We start from the raw sequence: 14,533 nt of genomic DNA, 5'->3' as shown, positions 1-14,533 counted from the left end.
ATATCGCGAGGAGGCCGCGCTGGCCCAGGCCGAGGCGGCACTGGCCATGGAGCGCGGCGAGCAGCAGCGGGCCGAGACGGAGTATCGCAGCTTCGGCCGCGAGCTTTCCGCCGAGCGCCGCGCGCTGGTGCTGCGTCAGCCGCAACTTCATCAGGCCGAGGCCGAAGTGGAACGGGCCCGTGCCGCCCGCGACCGGGCACGGCTGGAGCTGGAGCGGGCCACCCTCACCGCGCCCTGGCGCGGAATGGTGCAATCGCGGCTGCTGGGCAGCGGCAGCATGGTGAACAACGGCACCGAGCTGTTGCATCTGGTCGACGTCTCGCGCTTCTGGATTCGCGTCTCGCTGCCCGGCGAGGCACTGGGTTGGCTGCACGCCGCCGATGCCAACGGAGCGGGCAGCGGCGTGACGCTCTCGACACGTACCTGGCCCGGCGGCGAGACTCGCCGCGGCGAGGTGATCGCGATCCTGCCGGCGCTGGAGGAACAGGGCCTGCAGGCCCAACTGCTGGTGGCGGTCGACGATCCGCTGGGTCTCGACAACGGCGCAGCGGCCCTGCGCCTGGGCGATATGGTGCGCCTGGAGTTCGAAGCGCGCCCGCAGGACGATCTGTTCGTGCTGCCTGCCGCCGCTCTGCGCCCGGGTGACGAGCTATGGCTGCTCGACGAGGAGGAGCGTCTGCGTCGGCGCACGGTGAGCGTGATACATCGCGGTGAGACGCGGGTACTGATCGCCGATGGCCTCGAAGACGGCGAACGCGTAGTCACCTCGCAGTTGGGCCAGCCGCGCACGGGCATGCGCCTGCGCTCACGCATCGCCGACAGCGAACGTCCCGCCGGTGAGCGTCGGGAGTCCCGCTCATGATGCGCCGTGGTCCCATCGCCTGGATGGTCAATCACGGCGTCGCTCCCAACCTGCTGATGGTGCTGCTGATCGTCGGTGGCCTGTTGGCGTCGCTTGCGATCAAGAAGGAAGTGTTCCCCGAGTTCGAGCTGGAAATCGTCCACGTGGCGATCGGCTATCCCGGCGCCACTCCTGAGGAAGTGGAGCGCAGCCTGCTGCTGCCCATGGAGGCAGCCCTGGCCGACGTCGACGGCATCGACGAGATGACCGCCACCGCCAACGAGGGCGCCGGGCGTGTCTCCCTGTCCCTGATCGACGGGGTCGACGTGATGCGCGCCTATCAGGACATCCAGCAGGCGATCAACGCCATCACCAACCTGCCCGCCGCCGCCGACCCGCCGCGCTTCAGCCTTGCCGGTCGTGCGCGCAGCGTGATGAACCTGCAGGTGCACGGCTGGGTCGACGACCGGCTACTGCACGACGTGGCCGAGGATCTGCGCGCCGAGCTGCAGGCCGCCTCCGGCATCTCGCGGGTGGAGCTGGCGGGCAATCGCGAGCGCGAGGTGCAGATCCTGCTCGACGAGGAGGCGATGCGCCGGCATGGCCTCGACCATCGCGGGCTGGCCTCGCGAATCGCCGACGAGGCACTGGATCTCGCCAGCGGTCGTCTGGCCACCGCCGAGGGCGAATGGCTGATCCGCTACCAGGGACGCCGCGACGAGGCTCGCGAATTCGCCGAGCTGCCGCTGATCGGCACCACCGACGGCGGTCAGCTGCGCCTGGGGGACATCGCCCGGGTGGTGGACGGTTTCGCCGAAACCGACCGCGAGGTGCTCTACAATGGTGCTCCTGCACTCAGCCTCGAGGTGTACCAGATCGGCAACCAGACCCCGATCGGCATCTCCGATGCGGTGCACGCCCAGCTCGAACGGCTGCGTGCCGGCCTGCCCGAGGGGGTCTATCTGAGCGTGTCCCAGGACACCTCGGAGATCTATCGCGACCGCCTCGACCTGCTGCTCAAGAACGCCTGGCTGGGTCTGGCGCTGGTGCTGGTGCTGATGGCGCTGTTCCTCGAGGCGCGTCTGGCGTTCTGGGTCACCCTGGGCATCCCCACCGCCTTCCTCGGCGCCATGCTGTTCCTGCCGTGGCTGGGCGTGTCGATCAACATGATGTCGATGTTCGCCTTCATCATCGCGCTGGGCATCGTCGTCGACGACGCCATCATGGTGGGCGAGAACATCCACAGCTATCGCGAGCAGGGCCACTCTCTGCGCGAGGCCGCCGTGCGTGGCGCCCGCGAAATGGCGGTGCCGATCAGTTTCGCCATTCTCTCCAATATCGTCGCCTTCATGCCGCTGCTGTTCCTGCCGGGCTTCCTGGGAATGATCTTCGCCGTCATCCCGGTAGTGGTGGTCACGGTGTTCCTGGTGTCGTGGCTGGAGGCGCTGTTCATCCTGCCCGCGCACCTGGCCCATCGTGCCGGTGGCCGCAAGCCGGCGCCCTGGCTCAGGCCGCTGGACCGCCTGCGCCGCACCCTGCAGAACGGCCTGACGCACTTCACCCAGCAGCGCTTCGAGCCGTTTCTGCAGCGCGCCCTGAATCAGCGCCTGCTCACCGTGAGCCTGGCCATCGCCGTGCTGGCCCTGGCCATCGCCTGGAGCTTGAGCGGTCGCATGGGCTTCTCGCTGATGCCGCGGGTCGAGTCCGACCGGGTTCAGGCCACGGTGACCCTGCCGGTGGGCAGCCCCATCGCCGACGATCGCCGCATTCGCGATCAGCTGCTCGATGCCGCCATGGCGCTGAGCGAGCGCGACGATGGCCCACGCTTCGCCGCCAGCCGCGCCCAGATCGACGGCGACCGTTTGAACGTGCGCCTGACCATCGAGCGCGACAGCCTCAATGCCTGGCCGCCGTCGCGAGTCGCGCGGGAGTGGCGCGAAGAGGCAGGCGACATCATGGGCGCCCAGGCGGTACGTTTCGAGTCGGATTTCGGTGGCCCTGGCGCCGGTGCCGGCCTCACTCTGCGCCTGTCGCACCCCGACAGCCGCGCGCTGGAAGCCGCCGCCACCCGGCTGGCCGACGAGCTGACCGAGTTCGAGGGTCTGACCGACATCGACAGCGGTCTGGCCGACGGCAAGCCTCAGCTCGAACTGCGCCTGGCGCCGGAAGGCCGGGCGCTGGGTCTTACCGGCGCCGACCTGGCCGCTCAGCTGCGCGGCCCGCTGCAGGGCGTCACCGCCATCGAGCAGTTCGTCGGGCGACACGAGATCAGCGTGGCAGTGCGTCTGCCCAGTGAGGAGCGCGACAGTCTGGGCCATCTCCACCAGTTGCCGATTCGCACGCCGGATGGTCAGGTGGTGCCGCTTGCGCGCATCGCCGAGATCCATCTCGGTCGTGCGGCAACCACCCTGCAGCGCGTCGACGGCAGGCGCCAGATCAGCGTCACCGCCGATACCGAGAGCGACGCGCAGATCAACCAGGTGGTGGCCACCCTGCAGGCGGACGTCTTTCCCGCCCTGCAAGCGGCCTGGCCGGGGCTCGAGTTGACCCTGGGTGGCCGCCAGCAGGAGACCGCCGAGAACGTCTCCGCCTTGAGTCACGCCACCTGGCTGACGCTGATCGCCCTGTATGCGCTGCTGGCGATTCCGTTTCGCAGCTACCTGCAGCCGCTGCTGGTGCTGGCGGCGATCCCCTTCGGCGTGATCGGCGCCATGGCCGGCCATGCCATCATGGGCTTCGGCCTCTCAGTGATCAGCCTGATGGGCATGCTGGCGCTCTCGGGAGTCGTGATCAACGACGCTCTGGTGCTGATCGACTACGCCAACCGGCGCCGGCGCGAAGGCTTCGGCGCCCGCGAGGCGATAGTCGCCGCGGCGACCCGGCGCTTGCGCCCGATCATGATGACCACCCTGACCACCTTCCTGGGGCTCGCCCCGATGATCTTCGAGACCTCGCGCCAGGCCCGCTTCATGATTCCCATGGCCATCTCGCTGGGCTTCGGCATGCTGTTCGCCACCGTGATCCTGCTGGTGCTGGTACCCTGTCTCTATCTGATGCTGGAAGGATTGCGCGAGCGATGGGAACGCCTGACCACTACCGTTACCACTCAGGAGACGACCCGATGAGGCCGCGCCTGCTCCGCGCCCCGTTCTCTCATCTGGGCGTCAAGCTGTTCGTCATCATCCTGTCGGTCAACGTGGCGATCGCCGGGCTGGTCTTCCTGTCGGTGTCGCGCAGTCTCGACCGGGGCTTTCTCGACTATCTCGAGACCACCCAGGTGCAGCGTGCCGAAACCCTGGCCGAGGGGCTGGGCCAGGAGTGGGCACGCCGCGGCGGCTGGCAGTGGCTGCGCGACTCACCGCCGGCCTGGGAGCGGCTGGTGCGCCAGCAGCTGTGGCCGGGCGAGCGTCAGCCGCCCCATGGCATCGAGCGACGCCTGGGCGATGCCCGCGACTTCGTGCTGCACGATGCCGAGGGCCTGCCGGTGATCGGCCTGCCGCCGGACGACCAGGAAATGGCCGCCGAGCTCCACTGGCTGCCCATCGAGTATCGCGGTCAGCGGGTCGGCACCCTGGGCTATCGCCCGCCGCAGCAGCTGATGGCGCGCATGGATCGTATCTTCCTCGCGCGCCAGCAGCGCAACCTGGGCATCATCGTCGCCTCCCTCGGCCTGGCCTCGCTGCTGCTGGCAGGTGGGCTGGCCTGGTGGCTGGGCCGGCGTACCCGCAGCATGGCGCTCGCCACGCGCAGCCTGATCGAAGGCGACTACAGCGCTCGCCTGCCGGAGCGCGGCCGCGACGAACTCTCGCGGCTGGCGCGCGACTTCAACATGCTGGCCGCTACCCTTGAAGCCAGCCGCGAGGCTCGCAGCCGCTGGGTGTCTGACATCGCCCACGAATTGCGTACGCCGCTGGCGGTACTACGCGGCGAAATAGAGGCCATGCAGGACGGCATCCGTCCCTTCAACGAAGACAACCTGCACTCGCTGTCCCAGGAGGTGGGTCAGCTCGAACGTCTGGTCGCCGACCTGCGCCTGCTCTCCCAGAGCGATGCCGGCGCCCTCGAGGTGCAACTGGCACCGCTCGACCTGGCGGCCAGCCTGGCCTCGCGCCTCGAGGAGGCCGGCGGCTGGCTAGGGGATTGCGGCATGACGCTCACCACGTCGATCCAGGGCCCGGCCTGGATCCGCGGCGATACCCGGCGCCTGCGCCAACTGTGGACCAATCTGCTCGACAACAGCTGTGCCTATACCACCTCGCCGGGCCAACTGGACGTCAGCCTGACCCAGGACGCGGAGCGAGTCCGCGTGATCTGGCAGGACAGCCCGCCAGGCGTGCCGGAAGCATCGTTGGAGCGCCTCACCGAACGCCTCTACCGGGTCGAGGGCTCGCGCAGTCGCGCCAGCGGCGGTAGCGGGCTGGGGCTCTCCATCGCCAGCGCACTGGTCAAGAGTCACGGCGGCACCATGCAGGCCTCACCCTCGCCGCTGGGTGGGTTATGCTGGACCCTCGAGTTTCCCGCCCTGGTGGCCGATGAGCGAACCCCATGAGGAATAGCGCCCATGCATGACTCCGACGCCCCACGCGACACCCTGCTGATCGTCGAGGACGAACCCAAGATCGCCCGCCTGGTGGCCGACTACCTGGAGGGCAGCGGCTTCGCCACCTGGCACATCGACCATGGCGATCAGGTGCTGCCATGGCTGAATGAGCGAGCCGGCGAGGAACGGCTGCCCGCCCTGGTGCTGCTCGACCTGATGCTGCCCGGCACCGACGGCCTCACCCTATGCCGCGAGATTCGCCAGCGCTGGCCGGGCGTTGCCATCATCATGCTCACGGCGCGGGTCGAGGAGGTCGACCGCCTGCTGGGCCTGGAGCTTGGCGCCGACGACTACATCTGCAAGCCCTTCAGCCCGCGGGAGGTGGTGGCCCGGGTCAAGGCGGTGCTGAGGCGTAGTCAGGCGCTGCGCGACCCCGCCGCGGCCGGCGGTAGCCAGCTCACCCTCGACGACGAAGGCTGGCGCGCGCTGGCCGACGGCCAGGACCTGGGGCTCACCGCGGTGGAATATCAACTGCTCAAGGTGATGACGCAGGCCCCCGGTCGCATCTTCACCCGCGATCAGCTGATGGACCGCATGTATCGCGATCATCGCATCGTTTCCGAGCGCACCGTGGACAGCCACGTCAAGAAGCTGCGGCGCAAGATCGCCGACATCTGGCCCGAGCGCGAGATCATCCGATCGGTCTATGGGGTGGGTTACAAATACCAACCCGAGGAATAAGAGGCTCATTTGTCGCTCAGCAGTATCTGAACCCATACTCATTGCACGTTTCGTGCAACTTGATTGCACAGGGCCGTACGACACTGCAAGCATCCACTCAACGTGAAGGAGTCACTCGCATGCGCCGTACCATTACCCGAAACATGCTGATGCCCGCCCTGCTCGCCGTTGCCATCGCCCCCATGTCGCTGGCCGCGGTGGCCGCTCCCGGTCAGGGCGAAGGCGGCTGGCACGAGCAGCGCCACGAGCGCTTCCAGGAGCGCCGTCAGGCCCTGTTCGAGCGCGCCGGGCTCGACGAGGAGACCCGCAGCGCCCTGGAAGAGGCCCACAGCGAGCACATGCAGGCACTGCGCGAGTTGCACGAGCAGCACCGCGAGCGCATGGATGAGATCCTCGACGAGGAGCAGCGTGAAGCCCTGCGCGAGGCCAAGCGCGAGATGCGCCAGGAGCACCGCGCCGAGCGCGGCGGTGAGCGTCGTCAGAGCATGCAGGAACGTCTGACCACCCTGGTCGACAGCTGGGAGCTCTCCGACGAGGAGCGTGAGCGGCTGACCGAACTGCGCGAATCCCTGTATGCCGACATGCAGGAGCTGCGCGGACAGGAGTTCGACTCCCGCGAGGAGCGCCGCGAGGCCTGGCAGGAGCTGCGCGACGAGCATCGTGAAGCCCTGACGGAAGTGCTCACCGAAGAGCAGATCGACGCTCTCGAAGCCTTCATGCAGCAGGGCAAGCACAAAGGCCACAAGCATCACGGCCGCGGCTGACCGCCAAGCTGCACAGGTGTGACACGATCGGGCCCGGCATTGCGCCGGGCCCGTTGCGTTGCACCTTCGCCTCGCTCAGTTGTAGAGCACTCCCGGCAGCCAGAACACGATGCTCGGCACCATATAGAGAATGAACATGGCCACGAACACCAGCAGCAGGAACGGGGCGATACCGATGAAGATGTCGTTGAGCTCGATGCCCTTGGGCGAGATGCCCTTCAGGTAGAAGGCCGACATCGCCATGGGTGGCGTCAGAAACGAGGTCTGGATGTTGAGCGCCACCAGCACGCCGAAGAACAGCGGGTCGATGCCGAACAAGTGCAGCAGCGGCAGGAAGATCGGCACGAAGATGATGATGATCTCGGTCCATTCCAGCGGCCAGCCGAGGATGAAGATCAGCAGTTGCGCCAGCAGCAGGAACTGTAGCGGCGTCAGCGACATGCCGCTGATCCAGTGCTCGATGAGGGAATGGCCGTCGAGCAGCGAGAACACCGAGGAGAAGATCCACGAGCCGACGAACAGCCAGCACACCATGGCGCTGGTACGCGCGGTGAGGAACACCGCCTCGCGCAGCCGCGCCAGGGTCAGCTGGCGGTAGGCCGCCGCCAGTAAAATGGCGCCCAGCGCACCGATACCCGCGGCCTCATGCGGCGTGGCCAGGCCGAAGAGGATGGCCCCCAGCACCGACATGATCAGCACGAACAACGGCACGAACGAGGTCAACAGCCCCCAGTACACCTCACCCAGCGGCACGTCGAGCTTCTCCGCCGGCAGCTTCGGCGCCACCTTGGGGTTGATCATCGCCCGCCCCATCACGTAGACGATGTACAGCCCCGCCAGCAGCAGCCCGGGAATCAGCGCCGCGGCGTAGAGACGCACCACCGAGACCCCGGCCATCGCCCCGTAGAGGATCAGCATGATGCTCGGCGGGATCAGAATCCCGAGGCAGCCCCCGGCACAGATCACGCCGCTCGACATGCGCTTGTCGTAGCCGGCGTTGAGCATGGCAGGCAGCGCCAGCAGCCCCATCAGCGTAACCACGGCGCCGACGATGCCGGTGGCAGTGGCGAACAGCGCGCAGGTGATCAGGCTGGCCACCGCCAGCGAGGCGGGCATGCCGCGAGCGGCAAGCTGCAGGCTGGCGAACAACCGGTCGAGAATGTTGGCCCGCTCCACCATGTAGCCCATGAAGAGGAACAGCGGCACGGCGATCAGCACGTCGTTGGACATGACCCCATAGGCGCGCTGCACCAGCAGCGAAAAGATGATATCGCCGATGGCGAAGTAGCCGAAGCCGATGCCCATGGCGATCAACGTGAAGGCGATGGGAAAGCCGAGCATGATCAGCACGATCAGCATGCCCAGCATCAGGATACCGATTTCCGGCTCGCTCATTGGCGGGGCTCCCCTGATTTTTCCTGGGCGGCCTTGATCTCCGCCTCCTTGTTGATGGGAATGGCGATCTCCTCCACGTCACCCAGCCGGCGCGGCCACTTGCCGTGCATGAGACACATCACGCAGCGCGTCACTTCCGCCACCCCCTGTAGGGCAAGCAGCGCCGCGCAGGCGGGAATCACGAACTTGTAGGGCCAGATGGGCGGGCCCCCGGGCGTATAGGAGCTGTGCTCGTTCTGACGGTAGGAGATGGCGAAGAAGTCCCAGCCGTAGAACACCAGCGCGAAGATGCCGGGGTAGAAGAACAGCAGGTAGAGCGCGAGCTCCAACCCGGCCTGGACGCGGATGGGGAAATAGCGCGACACCACGTCGGCCCGCACGTGGGCGTTGTGGGCCAGCGCATAGGCGCCGCTCATCATGAACAGGGTGCCGTAGAGCATGTAGCTGGTGTCATAGGCCCAGGTGGTCGGTGCCCCCATGGCATAGCGCATGAAGACCTCGTAGCTCACCACGAGGGTCAGGATCAGGATCGCCCAGGCGAAGGTCTTGCCCACCCAGGTGCTGAGATGGTCGATGAAGAACACGAAACGCATGGTCACCTCTCACCATCCCTGCGCCACCCATCGGGGTGGCGCAGGACGGAACATGAACCCGGCAGCGTCCTGAACCGGGGCAACATGCCGATCCGGGCCCGCAGGCCCGGTGGCTCACAGGATGGTTGAGGTATCGGTGGGCGACTTGCCGTAGAAGTGCACATACGCCGGCTCCTTGGGCGTGGTGTGCTCGAGGTGGTAGCCCACGACGCGCTCGCAATACTCCCGCTGATGCTCGACTACCTTCCTGAAGAACTCGTCGCGGGACTCGTTCTCGATCACCTTGTCCCACGCCTCGAGCTGGGCCTGCAGCACCGAGTCGGGTGTGATGTAGGTCTGTACTCCCTGCTGTTCGCGCATACCGTTGAGATCGCGCGGATAGCGCTCCATGGCCTTCCAGTACATCTCGGAAGAGGCCGCCTTGGCGGCATACTGCAGAATGGCCTGGAACTCCTCGGGCAGGCTGTCGTGCCGGTTCCTGTTGAAGATGATCTCGAAGGCCTCGCAATCCTGGTGATAGCTGCGCAGCATCCAGGTCTTGCTGACGTCGGGGAAGCCGAGCAGCCGGTCCGACGAGGGGTTGTTGAACTCGGCGCCGTCGAGCAGGCCACGATCCATGGCCGGCACGATATCGCCACCGCCCATGATGGTCACGGCTGCACCGAATTCACGCATCAGGTCCGCCGCCAGGCCCACGGTGCGGTACTTGAGCCCGCGCAGGTCGTCGGCGCTGCGAATCGGCTCCTTGAACCAGCCCAGCGCCTGAGTCGGCATGGGGCCGGTCTGGTAGCCCACCAGCGGCAGCTCGAGCATCTCCAGCAGTTCGCCGTAGAGCTCCATACCGCCTCCAGTCCAGTACCAGGCAAGGAACTGATGGGCATCCCAACCGAAGGGGGGTGGCGTGCCGAACAGCGAGAAGGCCTTGTGCTTGCCGTACCAGTAGGCCGTCACGCCATGGCCGCCGTCGAGCGCGCCGGAGATCACCGCATCCTGCAACTGCAGCGCTCCGACCACGGCACCGGCCGGCAGCAGGTTGAGGCGCAGGCGACCGCCGGACATCTCGTTGACGATGCGCACGTAGTCGGCAGCGAACTCGTGGAAGATATCCTGGTTGGGCCAGGTGCTCTGGAAGCGCAGCGTAGTGGTCTGAGCCACGGCGATACTGGGGAAGCCCACCGCGGCGGCCGCCCCGGCCCCCACGGCCGCTGCCGATCCCGTGAGGAAACGACGACGCGAGGTGTCGGTGGTGGATTTGCTGTCGCTGGCGCTCTGCCCGCCGGCCTGGGCCGCGGGCGCTTTCTTTTCATGAGCCATCAGATACTCCGGAAACAATCGTTATCGTTGTACTTCTTACCCGCTCGAGCCGGCACCGGTCCGAGCGGTCTTCCCGAAAGCATCCATGCCGATACTGGCATAGCGTGCGTGTTCCCTGACTTGCAGTCGGTTACATCAGGTATAGCTGGGGTAAGTAAGCCTGCAAGCGAACTTTGCGTAGGCTCAGTTAACGTTTCGCCCGAATCTGTTAACGCAGGGTTGAAGGGCACAGGCAAAGCGCGTATTTTATTTGAACGTTCATTCAAAAATAAGAGCGGCTTTCCGCCATGAAGTTGTCAGCCCTGACGCCATCATCCAATTCCGCCGCAGCGGCGTACGAACGATCTCCTTTCGGCTTCGGTAGTCGCCGACGGCCCCGTCAGGTCTGAAACATTGAGTGGTCCTCAGGCGTGCTTTCGATTGTCGAGAAACAATCTAGAGCGCGTCTCGACAGGGATTGGCGGAAGGGTTCATTCACTTCGGAATGGAGTTCGCCTACATGGCGCAGAACCTACCCAGCGAGCGTCGCGATCGGCTCAACCCCGTGGTCTTCCACGGCTCGATGGCCGGCATACTGGTCTTCCTCGTCCTCACCATGACCTTCACCGATCAGGCCGGCGCCTTCTTCGACGCCGGCCTGGCCTGGGTCAGCGAAACCTTCGGCTGGTACTACATGCTGGCGGTGCTGGTCTACTTGGTCTTCGTGATTGCCATCGGTATGTCGCGCTTCGGCCGCATCCGTCTCGGTCCCGATCACTCGCGACCAGAGTTCTCGACGCTCTCCTGGGCGGCCATGCTGTTCGCCGCAGGCATCGGCATCGACCTGCTGTTCTTCAGCGTCGCCGAGCCGGTGGCCCACTACCTGATGCCGCCGGAGCTGCCTCCCGAAAGCCAGGAGGCGATGCGCGCCGCCGTGGTCCAGACCTTCATGCACTGGGGGCTTTCCGGCTGGGGGCTCTACGTGCTGATGGGCATGGCGCTGGCTTACTTCAGCTACCGCCACCGCTTGCCGCTGGCCATCCGCAGCGCACTCTACCCACTACTGGGCAAGCGCATCCACGGCCCCATCGGCAACGCCGTGGACATCACCGCGGTGATTTCCACCGTGTTCGGCATCGCTACCAGCCTCGGTATCGGCGTGATGCAGCTCAACTACGGCCTGGCCTACATGTTCGACGTGCCCGAGAGCCTCTCGGTGCAGGTCGTCCTGATCGCGCTGGTAGTGGTACTCGCGACCATCTCGGTGGTCAGTGGGGTGGAGAAGGGCATCCGCCGGCTATCGGAGTTCAACATGCTGTTGGCGCTCGCGCTGCTGCTGTTCGTGCTGTTCCAGGGTCATACCCTGCAACTGCTCGACATGGCGGTGAACAACGCCGGTGACTACCTCTCCAGCTTCGTGGCCATGAGCTTCAACACCTACGCCTTCGCCGGCGACGAGGCCAACGATTGGAAGATGTGGTGGACGATCTTCTTCTGGGGCTGGTGGATCGCCTGGACACCCTTCGTCGGCCTGTTCCTGGCGCGTATCTCCCGCGGTCGCACCATCCGCCAGTTCGTTGCCGGGGCGCTGGGCATTCCGTTGGCGTTCATGATGGTGTGGATGTCGGTGTTCGGTAACAGCGGCATCGAACTGGTGGCCAATCAGGGCGTCGTCGAACTCGGCGAACAGGCCCTGAATACCCCGCAGACCACCATGTACACGCTGCTCGAATACTACCCCTGGGTCGGTATCACCGCCGCAGTGGTGACGATTCTCGGCATCGTCTTCTTCATCACCTCGGCCGACTCCGGCGCGCTGGTACTGGCGAACTTCACCTCGATCCTGTCGGACGTGAACCACGACGCCCCGATCAGGCTGCGCATCTTCTGGTCGGCAGTGATCGGTCTGGTGACGGTGGCGCTGCTCATGGCGGGTGGCCTGGCGGCGCTGCAGAGCGCGGTGGTGATCACCGCCCTGCCCTTCTCGCTGGTGATTTTCGCCATCATGCTCGGCATGTACAGAGCGCTGAAGCTGGAGGGCAACAAGGCCGAAGCGCGCAGCCGCATCGCCGGCACCGCCCCGGGCGGCGACTGGCGCGAGCGTCTCGACCGCGCCCTGGACACCTCTACCCGCGCGGGTGCTGCCGCCACTATCGAGCACGCCATACGTCCGGCACTCACACAGTTCGCCCAGGAGCTGGAGAGCCGCGGCCAGGAGGCCAACGTCAGCGAGGAGCAGCTCGAAGGCGAGGCGCTGCCCTGCCTGACCCTGCAGGTGGATCTGGAAAATGCCGCCAGCTTCGTCTACCAGGTGTGCCCACACCGCATGCGCACGCCGAGCTTCCTGCCGGCGGACGACGACTACTACGTGCGGTTGGACGTCTATCTGGCTGAGGGCGGCCAGGAGAAGGATCTCAATGGTTTCTCCCGCGGCCAGGTGATCGCCGACGTGCTCTCGGAGTACGAGCGCCATCTGCACTTCCTGGCCCTGGCCGACCAGGGCGGTAGCGTGCAGGCCATGCCGGGGGCGGTGGGCGAACCGCCGGCGGACGCCAGCCCGGCCTGATCGGCTCGCTTGGCCTGGCGCGGCGACACCTCACGGTGTCGCCGCTTTCTTTTGCTCCCTGAACATGGCATAGACGTTGGCCGCCTTGTGGCGACGCAATATGCGGGAGTAACGTTATCGTTACCTTGCACCTCTCTCGGTATCGCCATGGCCCGCTCCCGCCTCCCATCCGGTTTTCGATTCCCCATGCCCGGCAGTGCGCTGCTCGCCGCCTGGCGGGAAGGCTACGGCCTGGCCGAGCTCAAGCGCGACCTGCTGGCCGGTCTGACCATAGGTATCGTCGCGGTGCCACTCTCCATGGCCCTGGCCATCGCCACCGGTGTGCCGCCACAGCATGGGCTGTATACCGCCATCGTGGCCGGTGCCATCATCGCCCTCACCGGCGGCTCGCGCTTCAATATCTCCGGCCCCACTGCCGCCTTCGTGGTCATCCTGTTCCCCATCGTCGCCAGTCATGGGCTCGGCGGGCTGCTGATCGCCACGCTGATGGCAGGGCTGATCCTGGTGGCGCTGGGGCTGGCGCGCCTGGGCAACCTGATCCAGTTCGTGCCCTATCCGGTGGTGCTCGGCTTCACCGCCGGCATCGCCGTGGTGATCGCGCTGCTGCAGCTGCCCGACTTTCTCGGGCTCGACGGCGTCGAGCTCGGCGACAGCACACTGCACAACCTGGCCGCCATCGTACGCGCCGCACCGGGGGTGGCGCCGGCCGAGTTGGGTATCGGCCTGATCACGCTGGCCACGCTGATCCTGTGGCCGCGCTTGAAGCTGCCGGTGCCGGCGCCGCTGGTGGGACTGGCGGTGGGCACGCTGGTTGCCCTGGGCGCCACCTGGTGGGGCATGGAAATCGAGACCATCGCTTCGCGTTTCAGCTGGGAATACCAGGGCCAGAGCGGCAGCGGCATTCCGCCCTTCGCCCCCGGTCTGGTGATGCCTTGGCGACTGCCGGGGCCGGACGGTCTGCCGCTCACGGTGGATTTCGCCCTGATCCGCGAGCTGCTCGGCCCGGCCTTGGCCATTGCCATGCTGGCGGCCATCGAGTCGCTGCTCTGCGCGGTGGTGGCCGACGGCCTGACGCGCACCCGCCACGATCCCAATGCCGAGCTGATCGGCCAGGGGCTCGGCAACATTGCCGCGCCCTTCTTCGGCGGTATCACCGCCACCGCGGCGCTGGCGCGTACTGCCACCAACGTGCGCAGCGGCGCTTTCTCGCCGCTGGCCGCGGTGATTCATGCGCTGGTCGTGCTGCTGGCGGTGGTGGCGCTGGCGGGCGTGCTGGCCCTGGTGCCGATGGCGGCGCTTGCCGCACTGCTGTTCATCATCGCCTGGAACATGAGCGAGGCGCGCCACTTCATGCACACCTTGAAGAGCGCGCCGGGCAGCGACGTCGCCATCCTGGTGATCTGCTTCCTGCTCACGGTGGTGTTCGACATGGTACTGGCGGTGGCGGTCGGCATCGGCCTTGCCGCGGCGCTGTTCATTCGCCGCATGGCCCACCTGACCCATGCGCGCCGCCTGGAACCGGGCCTGGACGAGGAGAGTCGCGACCTGCCCCGTCAGGTGGCGCTCTACGACATCAACGGGCCGCTGTTCTTCGGCGCCGCGGAGAAGGCCGTCTCGTCGCTGCGCGTGGTGGACCCCGAGGTGCGGGTGGTGATGCTCGACATGCGCGACGTGCCGAGCCTGGATGCCACGGCCATCGTTGCCCTGCAGTCGCTGGTCGAGGAGCTGAGCACGCGCCAGGTGGGGCTGATCTTCATCGGCATGCCGGCGCGCATGGTGCTCAAGCTCAAACGGGCCGGG

At 66.6% G+C, this 14,533-nt stretch carries 10 protein-coding genes; 7 read left to right on the top strand and 3 right to left on the bottom strand.

The window, feature by feature from the left end:
- From B8115_RS07010 to B8115_RS23735, 5 genes are all read left to right on the top strand, one after another.
- Positions 1-862: efflux RND transporter periplasmic adaptor subunit (locus B8115_RS07010; protein ID WP_010627063.1), on the top strand; the 862-nt coding region annotated here is incomplete at its 5' end.
- The gene (locus tag B8115_RS07005; RefSeq protein WP_010627062.1) at positions 859-3,966 is read left to right on the top strand and encodes an efflux RND transporter permease subunit; all 3,108 of its coding nucleotides are present in this window, start codon (positions 859-861) and stop codon (positions 3,964-3,966) included. The genes B8115_RS07010 and B8115_RS07005, both read left to right, overlap by 4 nt.
- The gene (locus tag B8115_RS07000) at positions 3,963-5,390 is read left to right on the top strand and encodes an ATP-binding protein (RefSeq protein ID WP_010627061.1); all 1,428 of its coding nucleotides are present in this window, start codon (positions 3,963-3,965) and stop codon (positions 5,388-5,390) included. Before B8115_RS07005 ends, B8115_RS07000 begins: the two co-directional genes overlap by 4 nt.
- A 12-nt stretch (positions 5,391-5,402) precedes the next feature.
- A complete protein-coding gene (locus B8115_RS06995) occupies positions 5,403-6,122 on the top strand; it encodes a response regulator (RefSeq protein WP_010627060.1) in 720 nt (239 codons plus the stop codon).
- A gap of 119 nt (positions 6,123-6,241) precedes the next feature.
- A complete protein-coding gene (locus B8115_RS23735; protein ID WP_010627059.1) occupies positions 6,242-6,886 on the top strand; it encodes a hypothetical protein in 645 nt (214 codons plus the stop codon).
- 75 nt (positions 6,887-6,961) lie between these two features.
- On the opposite strand, the gene B8115_RS06985 is transcribed toward B8115_RS23735, so the two are convergent.
- From B8115_RS06985 to B8115_RS06975, 3 genes are all read right to left on the bottom strand, one after another.
- Complete coding sequence (locus B8115_RS06985) at positions 6,962-8,281, bottom strand: TRAP transporter large permease subunit (RefSeq protein WP_010627058.1); 1,320 nt, start codon at positions 8,279-8,281, stop codon at positions 6,962-6,964.
- Entirely contained in the window at positions 8,278-8,874 is a 597-nt protein-coding gene (locus B8115_RS06980; protein WP_026037950.1) for a TRAP transporter small permease subunit, read from the bottom strand. The genes B8115_RS06985 and B8115_RS06980 overlap by 4 nt, the downstream gene beginning before the upstream one ends.
- Positions 8,875-8,988: 114 nt before the next feature.
- Positions 8,989-10,188, bottom strand: a complete 1,200-nt coding sequence (locus tag B8115_RS06975) for a TRAP transporter substrate-binding protein (protein ID WP_010627056.1) — start codon at positions 10,186-10,188, stop codon at positions 8,989-8,991.
- A 499-nt stretch (positions 10,189-10,687) separates the two neighbouring features.
- On the opposite strand from B8115_RS06975, the gene betT reads away from it, so the two are divergent.
- Together betT and dauA are read left to right on the top strand one after the other, a co-directional pair.
- Positions 10,688-12,733, top strand: a complete 2,046-nt coding sequence (gene betT, locus B8115_RS06970) for a choline BCCT transporter BetT (protein WP_026037949.1) — start codon at positions 10,688-10,690, stop codon at positions 12,731-12,733.
- A 186-nt stretch (positions 12,734-12,919) separates the two neighbouring features.
- A partial coding sequence (gene dauA / locus B8115_RS06965; protein ID WP_010627054.1) for a C4-dicarboxylic acid transporter DauA occupies positions 12,920-14,533 on the top strand: 1,614 nt, incomplete at its 3' end.

Source organism: Halomonas sp. KM-1 (genome assembly GCF_000246875.1).
Lineage (GTDB): Bacteria > Pseudomonadota > Gammaproteobacteria > Pseudomonadales > Halomonadaceae > Halomonas > Halomonas aerodenitrificans.
The sequence above is the reverse complement of the archived record's forward strand: the minus strand, read 5'-3'. Positions and strand labels throughout refer to the sequence as shown.